Raw genomic sequence first — 13,900 nt, 5'->3', positions numbered from 1 at the left:
GGCGGCCGCTGGACCATCTCCATGTTCCACTACCGCAACCACGGCGCTGCTGACGGCCGCGTGGTTGCCGGGCTGGTGGTGCCGGAGGAAGAGCGGCATCTGGTGGGTGCTGCGCTGGATGAGATTGGTTACCCGTATTGGGACGAGAGCGAGAACCCGGCGTACAGGCTGTTTCTGGGCTAAGGCCGGGATATCTCGCGTTCCTCACGCTCCGCGTCACAAGAGGACGCAGAGCGTCCAGACCGGCATACCCACGCGAAGCATGGGCACGATAGTGTTATGCCTGACGACAATCGTTCCGCACGCTCCGCGCAACACCTTACTGCGCCGGGGCGGGCTCGACTGGCGTGGGGGCGGTGCTTTCTGCAGGTTCTGCGGCCGGTGTTTCGACCGTTTCTGCCTTGAATGAAGCAGGTTCGGACGGTGCAGGCACTGGTTCGCTTGCAGCAGGCGTAACCGGTTCGGCAGCAGGCTCGGCCTTCGGCGCGTTTTCTGACGACGCAGGCGCCAGCTTCGCAGGCTCGGCAGCCTTGGCGGGAGCCGCCGGGGCTGCGGGAGCCGTGTCAGGCACACCGAGGTCGGCCTTGGGCTTCTCGACAATATGCGCAGCCTTTTTCACTTCAGGCGGCAGGAAGTTTTCCACCAGACCGAAAAAGCGCTCGTAGAACTTTGCCGACGAGACGGTCTCACTGGCGACCTTGACCATCGAGTCGTCAGTCGAGCCTATCGGCATCGACACGGAACCCAGCACGCCGACACCGAGGCTGGCCGAGTTGTTGGTCTTCTTCAACGCGTAGCGGTCTTGCAGCGCGTTGGCGAACATGGTGGAACTGCCATCCTTCGCATCGGCGGCGCACACCAGATTGAAGCTGATTTCGATATGCGTATCGCCGGTCTGCTGGAAGCTCTTGCGGCCGGCAATCATCTTAGGGTCGCTGCTGGTGATGATATAGCCCTGACTCAGCAAGGCACGCCGCCCCGCCTCGCAGTAAGCCATGTCGGTCGCTGGGTAGCTTCGGGAGAAGGTCCCGGCGTCGTCGAAGTGTTCATGGTCATACACCGCCTGCTTGGGCGATGAACAGCCGGCTGCCATCAACACGGCAGAAATCCAGAGGGCGGTACGAACGTTCAGTAGCTTAAACATCGAAAATCCTGAGGAAGGAAAAGACTGCCAGCAAGACTGCGAACTGGGAAATGGCGGTAAGTCTGCAACAAGGCCGACGCTGGATCAACGTACAGTTCAAAAGGATTTGGATACAAACCACTCAGGCGCACGAAGCCAGGCCCTCAGACACACAAAATGCAGACAACAAAAAAGCGACCCTAGGGCCGCTTTCTTGTTTGCTTCAAGGAGTTCAAGGGCCTTGAAGCGGTGTATGGCGCAGCGGACGGGACTCGAACCCGCGACCCCCGGCGTGACAGGCCGGTATTCTAACCGACTGAACTACCGCTGCGTATCGCTGTAAACCTGTTTGAAACAAACCTTAGGTAGGCTGCTTCCTGTACATGTGACCGAAAGACCCTTGGGCTTTTCAATCGCAGACCCGGAGAACCCGATCTGTACAAATATGGCGCAGCGGACGGGACTCGAACCCGCGACCCCCGGCGTGACAGGCCGGTATTCTAACCGACTGAACTACCGCTGCGCATTGTGGACTTGCGTCCGTGTAAGCTTTTTAAATCACTTTTGAAAGCCCTCGTACTTCAGCTTTCAAACTCAACGATGGTGGGTGATGACGGGATCGAACCGCCGACCCGCTGCTTGTAAGGCAGCTGCTCTCCCAGCTGAGCTAATCACCCTTTGCTTCGTTGAGGCCGCGAAATTTACGCACCTAACGAACCTAAGTCAATAGCCTGATTGAAGTTTTTTTAAAAACCGCCTCAATCACAAAACCCTCACCACACACCAAAAGCACAAGCAATAGCTCAATCGAAGCTCGTCCGCGCAAACTACTCGGCGTACACCATCTTGCGCGTCATGCCACCGTCGACCACGAACTCCTGCCCGGTCACGAAACCGGCGTTTCTGGACAACAGCCAGGCAACCATCGCCGCAACGTCCTCCACTGTACCTACCCTGCCCGCCGGATGCTGGGCATGATCGGTCTCGGACAAAGGCTCGGCTCTGCGCAACGAGGGGTCGCGCGCGTCGATCCAGCCAGGGCTGACAGCATTGACACGAATCTCCGGCCCCAGACTGATCGCCAGCGCATGTGTCAGCGCCATCAGACCGCCCTTGCTGGCCGCATAAGCTTCGGTGTCGGCCTCCGACTGGCGAGAGCGTGTGGAGGTCAGGTTGACGATGCTGCCGCAATGCGCACGCAGGTAAGGCGCGCAATGCTTGGCCAGCAGCATCGGACCGCCGAGGTTGACTGCCAGTACACGGTTCCAGTGCGACAGCTCAAGGCTTTCCAGCGTAGTGTTGTGCGGATCGGCAATCGCGGCGTTGCACACCAGCGCATCGAGACGACCGAACTGCCGAAGCACCTCGGCCACGCCCGCTGCGACCTGCTCTTCACTGGCAACGTCCATGGCAATGAACAGGGCATTTTCACCCAGGGCACCGGCCACTTTCGAACCACGCGCACGATCCAGATCGGTCAACACGACTTGCCAGCCTTCGGCGATCAGCCACGCTGCGATACCTAGCCCGATCCCACGAGCGGCACCGGTCACCAGGGCGACACGGCCATTGTGGACGCCGGAAAATTTCAACGCCCACGTCTCACCCGGCTTGCCACTGGCCGGTTTGCTGGCCTCGCTACTCACAACGCCGCCAGACCACGGGCCAGGTCAGCCTGCAGATCAGCCACGTCTTCCAGCCCCACTGCAACCCGAATCAGGCTGTCGCGAATACCTGCGGCCTCACGTTCCTGAGGTGCGAGACGACCGTGAGAGGTGGTGCTCGGGTGAGTGATCGTGGTTTTGCTGTCGCCCAGGTTGGCGGTGATCGAAATCAGTCGCGTGGCATCGATGAAGCGCCATGCGCCGTCCTTGCCACCCTTGACCTCGAAGCTCACCACCGCGCCGAAACCCTTTTGCTGACGCTGGGCCAACGCGTGCTGCGGGTGGCTCTTCAGCCCTGCGTAATGGACTTTTTCGATGCCATCCTGCTGCTCGAGCCACTCGGCCAGTGCCTGGGCATTGGCACAGTGAGCGCGCATGCGCAGGTTCAGGGTTTCGAGGCCCTTGAGGAAGATCCACGCATTGAACGGGCTGAGCGTCGGCCCGGCAGTACGCAGGAAGCCGACCACTTCTTTCATCTGCTCGCTGCGCCCGGCAACCACGCCGCCCATGCAACGGCCCTGGCCGTCGATGAACTTGGTGGCCGAATGCACGACAATGTCAGCGCCCAGCAACAGTGGCTGCTGCAAGGCCGGCGTACAGAAACAGTTGTCGACGATCAGCATCGCGCCCCTGGCGTGCGCGATCTCGGCCAGGGCCGCGATGTCGACCAGCTCGGCCAGGGGATTGGACGGCGATTCGACGAAGAGCATTTTGGTGTTGGGCTTGATCGCCGCGTCCCAGCCGCTCAGATCGGCGAGAGGAACGTAATCAACCTCGACACCAAAGCGCTTGAAGTACTTGTCGAACAGGCTGATGGTCGAGCCGAACACGCTGCGTGACACCAGAACGTGATCGCCGGCGCTGCACAGGCTCATCACCACGGCCAGGGTTGCCGCCATGCCGGTCGCCGTGGCGACAGCCTGCTCGGCACCTTCCAGTGCGGCAATGCGCTCTTCGAACGAACGCACCGTCGGGTTGGTGTAACGCGAGTAGACGTTGCCCGGCACCTCACCGGAGAAACGCGCAGCCGCATCGGCGGCCGTGCGAAATACGTAACTGGAGGTAAAGAACATGGGTTCGCCATGCTCTCCTTCCGGTGTACGGTGATGCCCGGCACGTACGGCTAGGGTATCGAAACCTACGCCTTCAAGGTCGCTGTCCAGCCGACCTGCATCCCATTCCTGAGTCATGCCGCCCACTCCTTGCCCAATTAGTTGTTGTACAGATCGATGATCGCGCTCACTGCCTGAGTCTTGATCTTGGAGGCGTCATTACGCGCGCTCTCGATCCGGTTCAAATAATGCTCGTCGATGTCGCCGGTCACGTACTTGCCGTCGAAAACCGAGCAATCGAAGTTGTCGATCTTGATTTTCTTGCTGCCGCTGACCGCTTCGATCAGGTCATTCAGATCCTGATAGACCAGCCAGTCGGCACCGATGAGGTCGGCCACGTCCTGAGTGGTGCGGTTGTGGGCAATCAGCTCGTGAGCACTCGGCATGTCGATGCCGTAGACGTTGGGGTAGCGCACAGCCGGGGCTGCAGAACAGAAGTAGACATTCTTGGCACCGGCTTCGCGGGCCATCTGGATGATCTGCTTGCAAGTGGTGCCACGTACGATGGAGTCATCCACCAGCATCACGTTCTTGCCACGGAACTCCAGCTCAATGGCGTTGAGCTTCTGGCGTACGGATTTCTTGCGCGCAGCCTGGCCCGGCATGATGAAGGTCCGGCCGATGTAACGGTTCTTGACGAAGCCTTCGCGGAACTTGACGCCCAGATGGTTGGCCAGCTCCAAAGCGGCGGTCCGGCTGGTGTCCGGAATCGGGATGACCACATCGATATCGTGATCCGGACGCTCGCGCAGGATCTTGTCGGCCAGCTTCTCGCCCATGCGCAGGCGCGCCTTGTAGACCGAGATGCCGTCGATGATCGAATCCGGGCGCGCCAGATAGACGTGCTCGAAGATGCACGGTGCGTACTTGGGGTTGGCCGCGCACTGACGGGTGTGCAACTTGCCGTCTTCGGTGATGTAGACCGCTTCGCCCGGCGCCAGGTCGCGAATCAGGGTAAAGCCCAGTACGTCCAGCGATACGCTTTCCGACGCGATCATGTACTCGACGCCTTCGTCGGTATGACGCTGGCCGAACACGATAGGACGAATGGCGTCCGGGTCACGGAAGCCGACGATACCGTAGCCAGTGATCATGGCCACGACCGCGTAACCACCACGGCAGCGATTATGCACATCGGTCACTGCCGCGAAGATATCCTCTTCGGTCGGCTGCAACTTGCCACGCACGGCCAGCTCATGGGCGAATACGTTGAGCAGCACTTCCGAATCGGAATTGGTGTTCACATGGCGCAGGTCGGATTCGTAAATTTCCTTGGCCAACTGCTCGACGTTGGTGAGGTTGCCGTTATGCGCCAGCGTGATGCCGTAAGGCGAGTTGACGTAGAACGGCTGAGCCTCGGCCGACGTCGAGCTGCCCGCGGTGGGGTAACGCACGTGACCGATGCCCATATGCCCGACCAGACGCTGCATATGACGTTGATGAAACACATCGCGCACCAATCCGTTGTCCTTGCGCAGGAATAACCGGCCATCATGGCTGGTTACGATACCGGCAGCGTCCTGGCCGCGGTGCTGGAGGACGGTAAGCGCGTCATACAGCGCCTGATTGACGTTCGACTTGCCGACGATACCGACGATGCCACACATGCGACACAACCCCTACTTAGTGGAACTGGATTTACCGAGCACATCCTGCGGCATTGTAGACGGCAGGATCTGTTCCTTGAACGGCATGTCAGCGGGTACGCTGATGCCGCTGGCGAGCCACTTGCTGGACATCCCGAGAATCAGGTTTTTCGACCAGTCAGCGACCATGAGAAATTGCGGCACCAGCCTCGACTGCTGCCACCATTGATCCTGTTGCACCGGCCCCAGGCTCAACAGCCCTACCGCCACAACGACAAGCAGGCCTCCGCGCGCTGCGCCGAAGACCATACCGAGAAAACGATCGGTCCCGGAAAGCCCGGTGACGCGAATCAGCTCGCCTATCAGAAAATTGACCATGGCGCCTACCAGCAGGGTGGCGACAAAAAGAATGGTACAGCTCGCGATCACGCGGGCCGAAGGTGTTTCTATGTAATTGACCAGATACTGCGACAGCCCTGCGCCAAACATCCAGGCCACAACACCTGCAATGATCCACGTCGTCAACGACAGTGCTTCTTTTACGAAGCCGCGCTTCAGACTGATCAGGGCGGAGATGGCGACAATTCCGAGAATTGCCCAGTCAACCGGAGTAAATGGCACGTTGCAGCCTGCAGACGGATAAGGCGGCGCATTTTAGCAGAGCGTCCGCCTGCCGGTAAGCAGCGATTACCGGCGCGAGGCATTTTCCTTTGTGCCAGGGGCACCAGGTGCCGAACGGTCAGCCGCGCTCGGGCTGAAAGCGCACCACAATACCCTTGAGCTTTTGCTGTTTATCGAGCTGATCGCGCAGGCGATCGGCCTCGGAGCGCTCGATGAGCGGGCCGACAAACACCCGGTTCACGCCATCAGCGGTGCGAATGTAGGCGTTGTAGCCCTGGGTACGCAGCGTCTTTTGCAGATTGTCGGCATTGGCCCGATTGGACATGCTTGCCAATTGCACCGACCAACTGATCGACAGACCATTGGCATCGACGCCAGCAGGTGCTGCAGGTTTGGCAGGAGCCGGTGTCGCTGCTGGTGCAGCAGCCGTCGCTGGCGCCGGAGCGGGTGCCGGTTTGGCAGCAGGTTTGGAGACCGGAGCAGCAGGCGCTGCAGGTGCAGCCTGAACAGTCGGCGCAGGCGCGATCGGCATGGCAGGCGGCTGGTTGCTGCTCATGTCATCATCACCCGGCACAGGCTCCTGAGGCAGAACCTGAGGCTCCGGAACAGGCACCGGATCGACCCGCACCTGCGCAGCTGCAGGCGCCTGAGGCGCGGCTGGCGCCTCGACCTGCACCTGACGTGTTTCATCTTCACGCGTGAAAAGCATGGGCAGGAAAATGACCGCCACGGCGATCAGCACCAGTGCTCCAACCATTCGCTGCTTGAATACGTTATCCAGCAAAGCCATTTGCAGCGTCCTCATCGGTGTACCGGGCCAACCATTCAAGGGCCTCGGCAACACAGTAAAATGAACCGAACAGCAGAATCTCGTCATCGGGCGTGGCATGCGCGCACTGAGCTTCCAGCGCCAACGCGATACTCTGATAGGACGTCACGCGGGCGCCAAGGTTCTGCAAGGCCGTCTGCAACTCTTCTGCTGGCCGACTGCGCGAGGTCGGAAGCGGCGCAACAGCCCACTCTTCAATGACCGGTGCCAGGTGCGCGACCACGCCGTCGAGATCCTTGTCGCTGAGCAGACCAAACACCGCTCGACGCTTGCCGCCAACTGGCTGCCGCGCGAGGCGTTGGCCCAGAAACCGGGCCGCGTGGGGGTTATGGCCTACATCCAGAAGCAGGTTGAGCGACTTGCCGTGCCACCTGACGACCCTGCGATCGAGACGACCGGCGAGCCGGGTCTCGGCAAGCACCTTGCCTGTCGCATCCGCTTGCAATGGATACCCCAGCAGGGCAAAGGCCTGAAGCGCCAGCGCGGCATTCTGCATGGGCAGATCGAGCAGCGGCAGACCGCGCAGCTCGATCTGCTCGCCCTGAGCGACACCACGCCAGTCCCAGCTGTCTTCACCTATGGAAAGATCGAAATCCCGGCCACGCAGCAACAACGGACAGCCCAGCTCGCGAGCTTTGGCCAACAACGGCTCGGGGGGCGCGGGGTCACCGCACAGCGCTGGGCAGCCGGCGCGAAAGATCCCGGCTTTCTCGAAAGCGACCGACTCACGGGTGTCGCCCAGATACTCGGCATGATCGACCCCGATACTGGTGACCAGCGCCAGATCCGCATCCACTAGATTGACCGCGTCCAGACGACCGCCCAGACCGACTTCCAGCACCACTGCATCGAGCCGGGCCTGCTCGAACAGCCAGAACGCCGCCAGCGTGCCCATTTCGAAATAAGTCAGGGTGACATCGCCGCGCGCCGCTTCGACCGCAGCGAAGGCGTCGCATAGTTCCAGATCGGTTGCCTCGGCGCCCTGCACTTTCACCCGCTCGTTATAGCGAATCAAATGCGGGGAGCTGTAGACACCAACCTTCAAGCCCTGAGCCTGCAACAAGGCAGCGACAAAGGCGCAGGTCGAGCCCTTGCCGTTGGTGCCCGTCACCGTGATCACCTGGCGCGCCGGGCGTGTAAGCCCCAATTGCAGCGCCACCTGTCGAGACCGGTCCAGGCCCATGTCGATGGCCGACGGATGCAGTTGCTCCAGATAGGCGAGCCAGTCACTCAGGGACGTAGAGGTCATATCGTCGCGGGTGCCGGCGGGACGACGATTGGCTCGATGACGGGTGCGACAAAGCGAGGGGTCGGCAGATTCATCATCTGTGCCAGCAGGTTACCCAGGCGCGGACGAAGCTCACTGCGCGAGACGATCATGTCGATGGCACCGTGATCCAGCAGGAATTCACTGCGCTGGAAGCCTTCAGGCAGCTTCTCGCGAACCGTTTGCTCGATGACCCGTGGACCGGCAAAACCGATCAGCGCCTTGGGCTCGGCGACGATGACGTCACCCAGCATGGCCAGGCTGGCGGAAACGCCACCGTAGACCGGGTCGGTCAGCACCGAGATGAACGGCAGCCCTTCTTCGCGAAGACGCGCCAGAACAGCCGAGGTCTTGGCCATCTGCATCAGCGAGATCAGCGCTTCCTGCATGCGCGCACCGCCGGAAGCGGCGAAGCAGACGAACGGGCAGCGATTTTCCAGCGCATAGTTGGCGGCACGTACGAAACGCTCGCCGACAATGGCACCCATCGAACCACCCATGAACGAGAATTCGAATGCCGAAGCCACCACCGGCATGCCCAGCAAGGTGCCGCTCATGGAAATCAGCGCGTCCTTTTCACCGGTCTGCTTCTGCGCAGCGGTCAGGCGATCCTTGTACTTCTTGCCGTCGCGGAATTTCAGACGGTCGACCGGCTCGAGATCGGCACCCAGCTCTTCGCGCCCTTCGACGTCCAGAAAAATGTTCAGACGTGCACGTGCGCCGATACGCATGTGGTGGTTGCACTTGGGGCAGACGTCCAGGGTCTTTTCCAGCTCAGGGCGATACAGCACCGCCTCACAGGACGGGCATTTGTGCCAGAGGCCTTCGGGAACCGAGCTCTTCTTGACCTCGGAACGCATGATCGATGGGATCAGTTTGTCTACCAACCAGTTGCTCATGCTTTATATCTCCAGTACCGGTGTGGCTCGAACGACTGACAAATCAAACGCCAGTCGCATGCCCTCGGATAAATTCGTATATGGACGACGATGAAAGGATAGCGATCGACTCATGGCCGGACCTGCGCGCCCCTCACCCCGATTTTTCACAACGACGGCGTTGCTCAGTGGCACCACCGCTTACTCGATTCGACCCGCGTGCCTCGTGGCGGGAACAGGCTTATGGACGGCGGCCGATCAATAGCCGTCACATCAGGTGCCGTGCACCGCACTCATGAACGCCAGGATCTTCTCCCGATCCTTGATGCCCTTGCTCTTTTCAACGCCGCCGCTGACATCCACTGCATAGGGCCGGACTTGAGCGATGGCCTGCGCCACATTGGCGGACGTCAGCCCGCCCGCCAGGATGACCGGCTTGTCCAGGTCGTCCGGAATCAATGCCCAGTCGAAGGTTTCTCCGGTACCGCCGGGCACCCCTTCAACGTAGGTATCGAGTAGCACGCCGCGTGCATTGCGATAGGTCCGGCAGACCCCGGCAATGTCATCACCGGCCTTGACCCGCAGCGCCTTGATGTACGGGCGATGATACCCATCGCACTCATCGGGTGTTTCATCGCCATGAAACTGCAGCATGTCCAGCGCGACGGCATCCAGCGTCTCGTTGAGCTCACAGCGACTGGCGTTGACGAACAGGCCAACGGTGGTGATGAACGGCGGCAACGCGGCAATGATGGCACGCGCCTGCAATACCGTCACCGCACGCGGGCTTTTCGGATAGAACACCAGACCGATAGCGTCGGCACCTGCCTCGGCGGCAGCCAGTGCATCCTCTATGCGGGTAATCCCGCAGATCTTGCTGCGAACGGCTGACATGTCGTGAGTAACCTCAAGCCTTTCGGAAAGTCCCGGATGTTAGCAAATGCTGCCGGGATCGTCAGCCGTCCAATTCCGCAAAGCCCGTAAGAAAATGAGGACCGATATAGCGCTCGGGCAACGGGAACTCATCACGGTACTCGACCCCGACCAGGTACAGCCCGTAAGGATGGGCCGTGACACCACCGGTACGCCGAATCCGGCTTTCCAGCACCTCCCGCGCCCACTCGACCGGACGCTCGCCGGTGCCGATGGTCATCAGCACTCCGGCGATATTGCGCACCATATGATGAAGAAAGGCATTGGCGCGCACATCGATCACGATCATCTTGCCGTGACGGGTCACGCGCAGATGGTGCAACTGCTTGACCGGCGACTTGGCCTGACACTGACCGGCGCGAAAGGCACTGAAATCGTGAGTACCCACCAGGTATTCGGCAGCCTGCGCCATGCGCTCGACATCCAGCGGGCGGTGGTTCCAGGTAATTTCCTGATTCAGGTGCGCCGGGCGGATCTGATCGTTGTAGATCACATACCGATAACGCCGGGCGATGGCCTTGAAGCGCGCGTGAAAGGTGGCCGGCATGACTCTGGCCCAAGTGACGCTGACATCATGGGGCAGATTGATATTGGCGCCCATGACCCAGGCCTTCATGGTGCGCTCGGCCTGGGTGTCGAAGTGCACCACCTGACCACAGGCATGCACCCCCGCGTCCGTGCGACCGGCACACATCAGTGACACCGGTGACGCGGCCACTTTTGACAAAGCGTCTTCAAGGGTTTCCTGCACGGTCAGCACGCCGGACGCCTGACGCTGCCAGCCGCAATAGCGCGAGCCCTTGTACTCGACGCCCAGCGCGATTCGGGAAAAGCCCTCGGCCGCCATCTCGGCGGCCGGGTTATCTATGTTCGCCAAAGTGGTACAGCCTGTCGGTTCGCGAAAAGTCGGCCATTATACGGCCGCAAAAAAAACACGCTACTCAAGCCGGACATCTGAAATGCAAACGGCCGCATAAGCGGCCGTGTGCAGGTTGCCGGGGTTGAATCAGGCCAGCCGCGAAAGCATCTCCCGCGCTTCGCTTTTCTGACCGTCATCGCCCTCGGTGACGACCTCATCAAGAATATCCCGAGCGCCGTCCGCATCGCCCATGTCGATGTAGGCACGCGCCAGATCAAGCTTGGTCGCCGCCTCGTCAGTACCAGCCATGAAGTCGAAGTCCGGCTCGTCATCCAGCGCTGCCGCATCCTCGGCGGTGAATCTTGGCTCATCGAGCGGCGGATGTTCGAGATTCTGCGAAAGACGCTCAAGCTCGGCGTTGACGTCGTCGATTTCAGTCGCGAATGCCTGGCTTGCCTGATCGGTTTCAATCTCGTCCGCCAGCGACAGGTCGAAATCCTCTGGAAGCTCAAGGTCATCAGTGACCGGTGGTGTAGGCGAGGTTTCGCCCAAATCCAGCGGATCTTCGCCAAGGCCGAGCAGGAAATCATCTTCGCTCTTGAGGGCCGGGTCTTCCTCGGACAAGTCCAGATCGAAGTCGGCGAGGTCCTGCGGCGTTGCCGCTGCACGGGCCTCTTCCTGCTGCTGCATGACAGACTCGAAGCTCAGCTCTTCGTCATCCGCTACCGCCGAGACCTTGGGCTCGTCGAGCATCAGGTCATCGAGATCGTTAACGGTAGAGACTTCAGGCACAGACGGTTCTTCGAACTCGTCCAGGCTCAAGTCAAAATCGTTATCGAACGGGTCTGCCTCTTCGACAGGCTCTGCGGCCAGCGGAGCGGTGACTTCCGGCTCAGGCTCAGGCGTTGCAACAATTTCAGGCTCAGGCTCAGGCTCCTGCTCTGCCGAATCATCGGCCAGCAGCTCTTCAAGATATTTGGCATCGAGCTCTGCAACCAGTGCGGCCGTTGTAGCCGCCGCGGCGGCTGCAGCGACGGCAGGAGCAGCCGATGCAGTAGAGGTTTCAGAAGCCAGCGGCGCAGCAACAGGTGCCACCGGCTTCAGGGTCGAGTTAAGTTCTTCCCGCTGCTCGACCTCAGCTTCAAGCTTTCCCGCAGCCACCAGTTTACGTTCGTGGGCGGCATAGGCTTTGTTGTTACCCTGCTCGGCGTAGATTTCCATCAGTTTCAGACGGATATCGTCGCGCTTGGGGTCTTCGTTGACGGCTTCTTCCAGCAGCTCGATCGCCTGATTCATACGACCGTAAGCGATATGGATCTCGGCCTGAACCAGCGGATCGGCAGGACGTTCACGACCGGCAACGGCTGCTGCGGCGCCTCCCATGCGCACGTTGGGCGGCGGCACATCAAGCCCGTCGAAGCTGGCGGGCGGTGCATTCATGTCCATGTCCGAGACGAAATCCGACTCCTCGGCCAGCGCACGCGCCATGCGCTTGTGCTTCTCGGCTTCGGCCTTCGCCGCGCGACGACGCGCCAGGAACAACAACAGCAAGGCCAGAATCAGCAGTACCGCCCCACCGATCAGGCCAAGCAGTACAGGGTTGTTGATGATTTTCTGCAGCGCGTCCTGGTCTTCGTCTGCTGCAGCAACCGGCTCCACCGCCAGCGGCTGCTCTGGCGCCGGCGTCGCAACTTCGGCAGCACCGGCAGGCAATGCATCTTCAGGCGCAATCTCGCCAGCCGGTTTGACCGGAGCACCGTTGGCGTCGACCAGCGAGGCAGGCACCGCCGCGTTGGCCGGCGTTGCAGCTTCCGGGGTAGCGGCAGGTGGAGGCACGGCTGCGCCAGCGGCCTGCATCTTGGCCAACTGACCGTTTTTCAACTCGATCAGACGCTGCAGCTTGTCGAGCTGGCTTTGCAGGTCGTTCATGCGGCTTTTCAGCTCGGCATTATCACGACGTGTGGTATCCAGCGCTTCCTGAGCCACGGCCAGCTTGTTGCCCAGATCGCTGTCGCCCGCCGCACCTTTTGCCGCCGGCTTGCCGCTTGCCGAAACCAGACTGAGGTTATCGGAGGTATCCACTTTGGAAGGCGCCGCACCCGCGCGGTCACGACGGGTAGCATCGACCTGACGTGTACCGGCCGGCAGACGGCGACCTTCACGCCAGGCGCTGTATTGCCGGGAAACTTCTGCCACTGCCTGTGATTGCGGCAGCGCGGTGGTCTGCTGCGGCGTCGGAAGGCGCAGCACCTGCCCTTTCTTCAGGCGGTTGATGTTGCCACCAATGAACGCATCCGGATTCAAAGCCTGAATCGCCAGCATGGTTTGCTGGACAGTCCCGCCATTGCGCACCTTCGCAGCAATTTCCCACAAGGTGTCGTTATTGGCGGTGACGTACTGTGACTGCTTGTCGGCGGCTGGCGCCGGCAATGTGGATGTGTTGGCTGCCGGTGCTGGCGCTTCGGCTGCCGGCGCTTCAGCCGACGGGGCTACCGTTGCCAGTTGCGCAGGCGCCGCGGGCGCTGCAGCGGGGGCCGGGGCAGCAGCCGCAGCGGCTGCCTCGGGAGAGAATTTCGGCGGATCGAGCAGAAGGCTGTACTCACGCAGCAACCGGCCATTGGGCCAGAGCACCTGAACCAGGAACTTCACATAAGGCTCGCGCACCGGCTTGCTGGAAGTAATGCGCAGAACACTTTTACCGCTGGCATTGATAACCGGGGTAAAGGTGAGATCGTTGAGAAATGCCTGACGGGTCACACCCGCCTGCGCGAAGTCGGCCGTGGTGGCCAGGCTGGGCACAACTTGCGTTGCGTTGAGCCCCTGAGCCTCGGTCAACTCGATTTCCGCTACCAATGGCTGATTCAGGGTCGACTTGACCGACAATTCCCCGAGCCCCAGCGCCTGCGCCATACCCGATGACAGCGCTGATGCCGCAGCGATTGCTAATACCAGTTTACGAACCTGAACCATAGCCCATCCCTTGTTTAAAGATTCCCCGAGATCCGGGGAGGTAGTCCTGCATTTGGGT

11 protein-coding genes, 3 tRNA genes and 1 pseudogene are annotated in these 13,900 nt (G+C 60.8%); 1 reads left to right on the top strand and 14 read right to left on the bottom strand.

Features of this window, described 5'->3' with window-relative positions:
* Positions 1 to 183 (top strand): annotated as a pseudogene (locus AO388_RS13725) (threonine dehydratase); the annotation flags it as partial.
* A gap of 136 nt (positions 184 to 319) precedes the next feature.
* On the opposite strand, the gene AO388_RS13720 reads toward AO388_RS13725, so the two are convergent.
* The 14 genes from AO388_RS13720 to AO388_RS13655 form a co-directional block, all read right to left on the bottom strand.
* Entirely contained in the window at positions 320 to 1,144 is an 825-nt protein-coding gene (locus tag AO388_RS13720; RefSeq protein ID WP_058397563.1) for a DUF2242 domain-containing protein, read from the bottom strand.
* A gap of 233 nt (positions 1,145 to 1,377) precedes the next feature.
* A tRNA-Asp gene (locus tag AO388_RS13715) sits at positions 1,378 to 1,454 on the bottom strand.
* Between the two features lie 115 nt (positions 1,455 to 1,569).
* Positions 1,570 to 1,646, bottom strand: a tRNA-Asp gene (locus AO388_RS13710).
* Between the two features lie 78 nt (positions 1,647 to 1,724).
* Positions 1,725 to 1,800: transfer RNA gene (locus AO388_RS13705), tRNA-Val, on the bottom strand.
* Positions 1,801 to 1,950: 150 nt separating this feature from the next.
* Positions 1,951 to 2,715 (bottom strand): SDR family oxidoreductase, encoded by a 765-nt coding sequence (locus tag AO388_RS13700; protein WP_161937174.1) that lies wholly within the window; start codon positions 2,713 to 2,715, stop codon positions 1,951 to 1,953.
* Positions 2,716 to 2,765: 50 nt separating this feature from the next.
* Positions 2,766 to 3,977, bottom strand: coding sequence for an O-succinylhomoserine sulfhydrylase (locus AO388_RS13695; protein WP_058416605.1), 1,212 nt, complete (start codon positions 3,975 to 3,977; stop codon positions 2,766 to 2,768).
* Positions 3,978 to 3,997: 20 nt separating this feature from the next.
* The gene (gene purF, locus AO388_RS13690; protein ID WP_003347797.1) at positions 3,998 to 5,506 is read right to left on the bottom strand and encodes an amidophosphoribosyltransferase; all 1,509 of its coding nucleotides are present in this window, start codon (positions 5,504 to 5,506) and stop codon (positions 3,998 to 4,000) included.
* A 12-nt stretch (positions 5,507 to 5,518) separates the two neighbouring features.
* On the bottom strand, positions 5,519 to 6,106 hold the full coding sequence (locus AO388_RS13685) for a CvpA family protein (protein ID WP_003318487.1): 588 nt from the start codon (positions 6,104 to 6,106) through the stop codon (positions 5,519 to 5,521).
* A 118-nt stretch (positions 6,107 to 6,224) separates the two neighbouring features.
* Complete coding sequence (locus tag AO388_RS13680) at positions 6,225 to 6,896, bottom strand: SPOR domain-containing protein (protein ID WP_003368439.1); 672 nt, start codon at positions 6,894 to 6,896, stop codon at positions 6,225 to 6,227.
* A complete protein-coding gene (gene folC / locus AO388_RS13675) occupies positions 6,880 to 8,184 on the bottom strand; it encodes a bifunctional tetrahydrofolate synthase/dihydrofolate synthase (RefSeq protein ID WP_003431005.1) in 1,305 nt (434 codons plus the stop codon). Before folC ends, AO388_RS13680 begins: the two co-directional genes overlap by 17 nt.
* Positions 8,181 to 9,101 carry an acetyl-CoA carboxylase, carboxyltransferase subunit beta gene (gene accD / locus AO388_RS13670; RefSeq protein ID WP_003318491.1) on the bottom strand — a complete coding sequence of 307 codons (921 nt, stop codon included), beginning with the start codon at positions 9,099 to 9,101 and terminating at the stop codon, positions 8,181 to 8,183. Before accD ends, folC begins: the two co-directional genes overlap by 4 nt.
* 252 nt (positions 9,102 to 9,353) lie before the next feature.
* Positions 9,354 to 9,974 (bottom strand): phosphoribosylanthranilate isomerase, encoded by a 621-nt coding sequence (locus AO388_RS13665; protein ID WP_003368435.1) that lies wholly within the window; start codon positions 9,972 to 9,974, stop codon positions 9,354 to 9,356.
* Positions 9,975 to 10,035: 61 nt separating this feature from the next.
* Positions 10,036 to 10,860: a tRNA pseudouridine(38-40) synthase TruA gene (gene truA / locus AO388_RS13660; RefSeq protein WP_003368434.1), complete on the bottom strand. Its 825-nt coding sequence runs from the start codon at positions 10,858 to 10,860 to the stop codon at positions 10,036 to 10,038.
* Positions 10,861 to 11,019: 159 nt separating this feature from the next.
* A complete protein-coding gene (locus AO388_RS13655; protein WP_058416604.1) occupies positions 11,020 to 13,842 on the bottom strand; it encodes a FimV/HubP family polar landmark protein in 2,823 nt (940 codons plus the stop codon).
* Between the last annotated feature and the right edge of the window lie 58 nt (positions 13,843 to 13,900).

The sequence above is a fragment of the Pseudomonas sp. ICMP 10191 genome, assembly GCF_001467335.1.
GTDB classification, from domain to species: Bacteria; Pseudomonadota; Gammaproteobacteria; order Pseudomonadales; family Pseudomonadaceae; genus Aquipseudomonas; species Aquipseudomonas cerasi.
The sequence above is the reverse complement of the archived record's forward strand: the minus strand, read 5'-3'. Positions and strand labels throughout refer to the sequence as shown.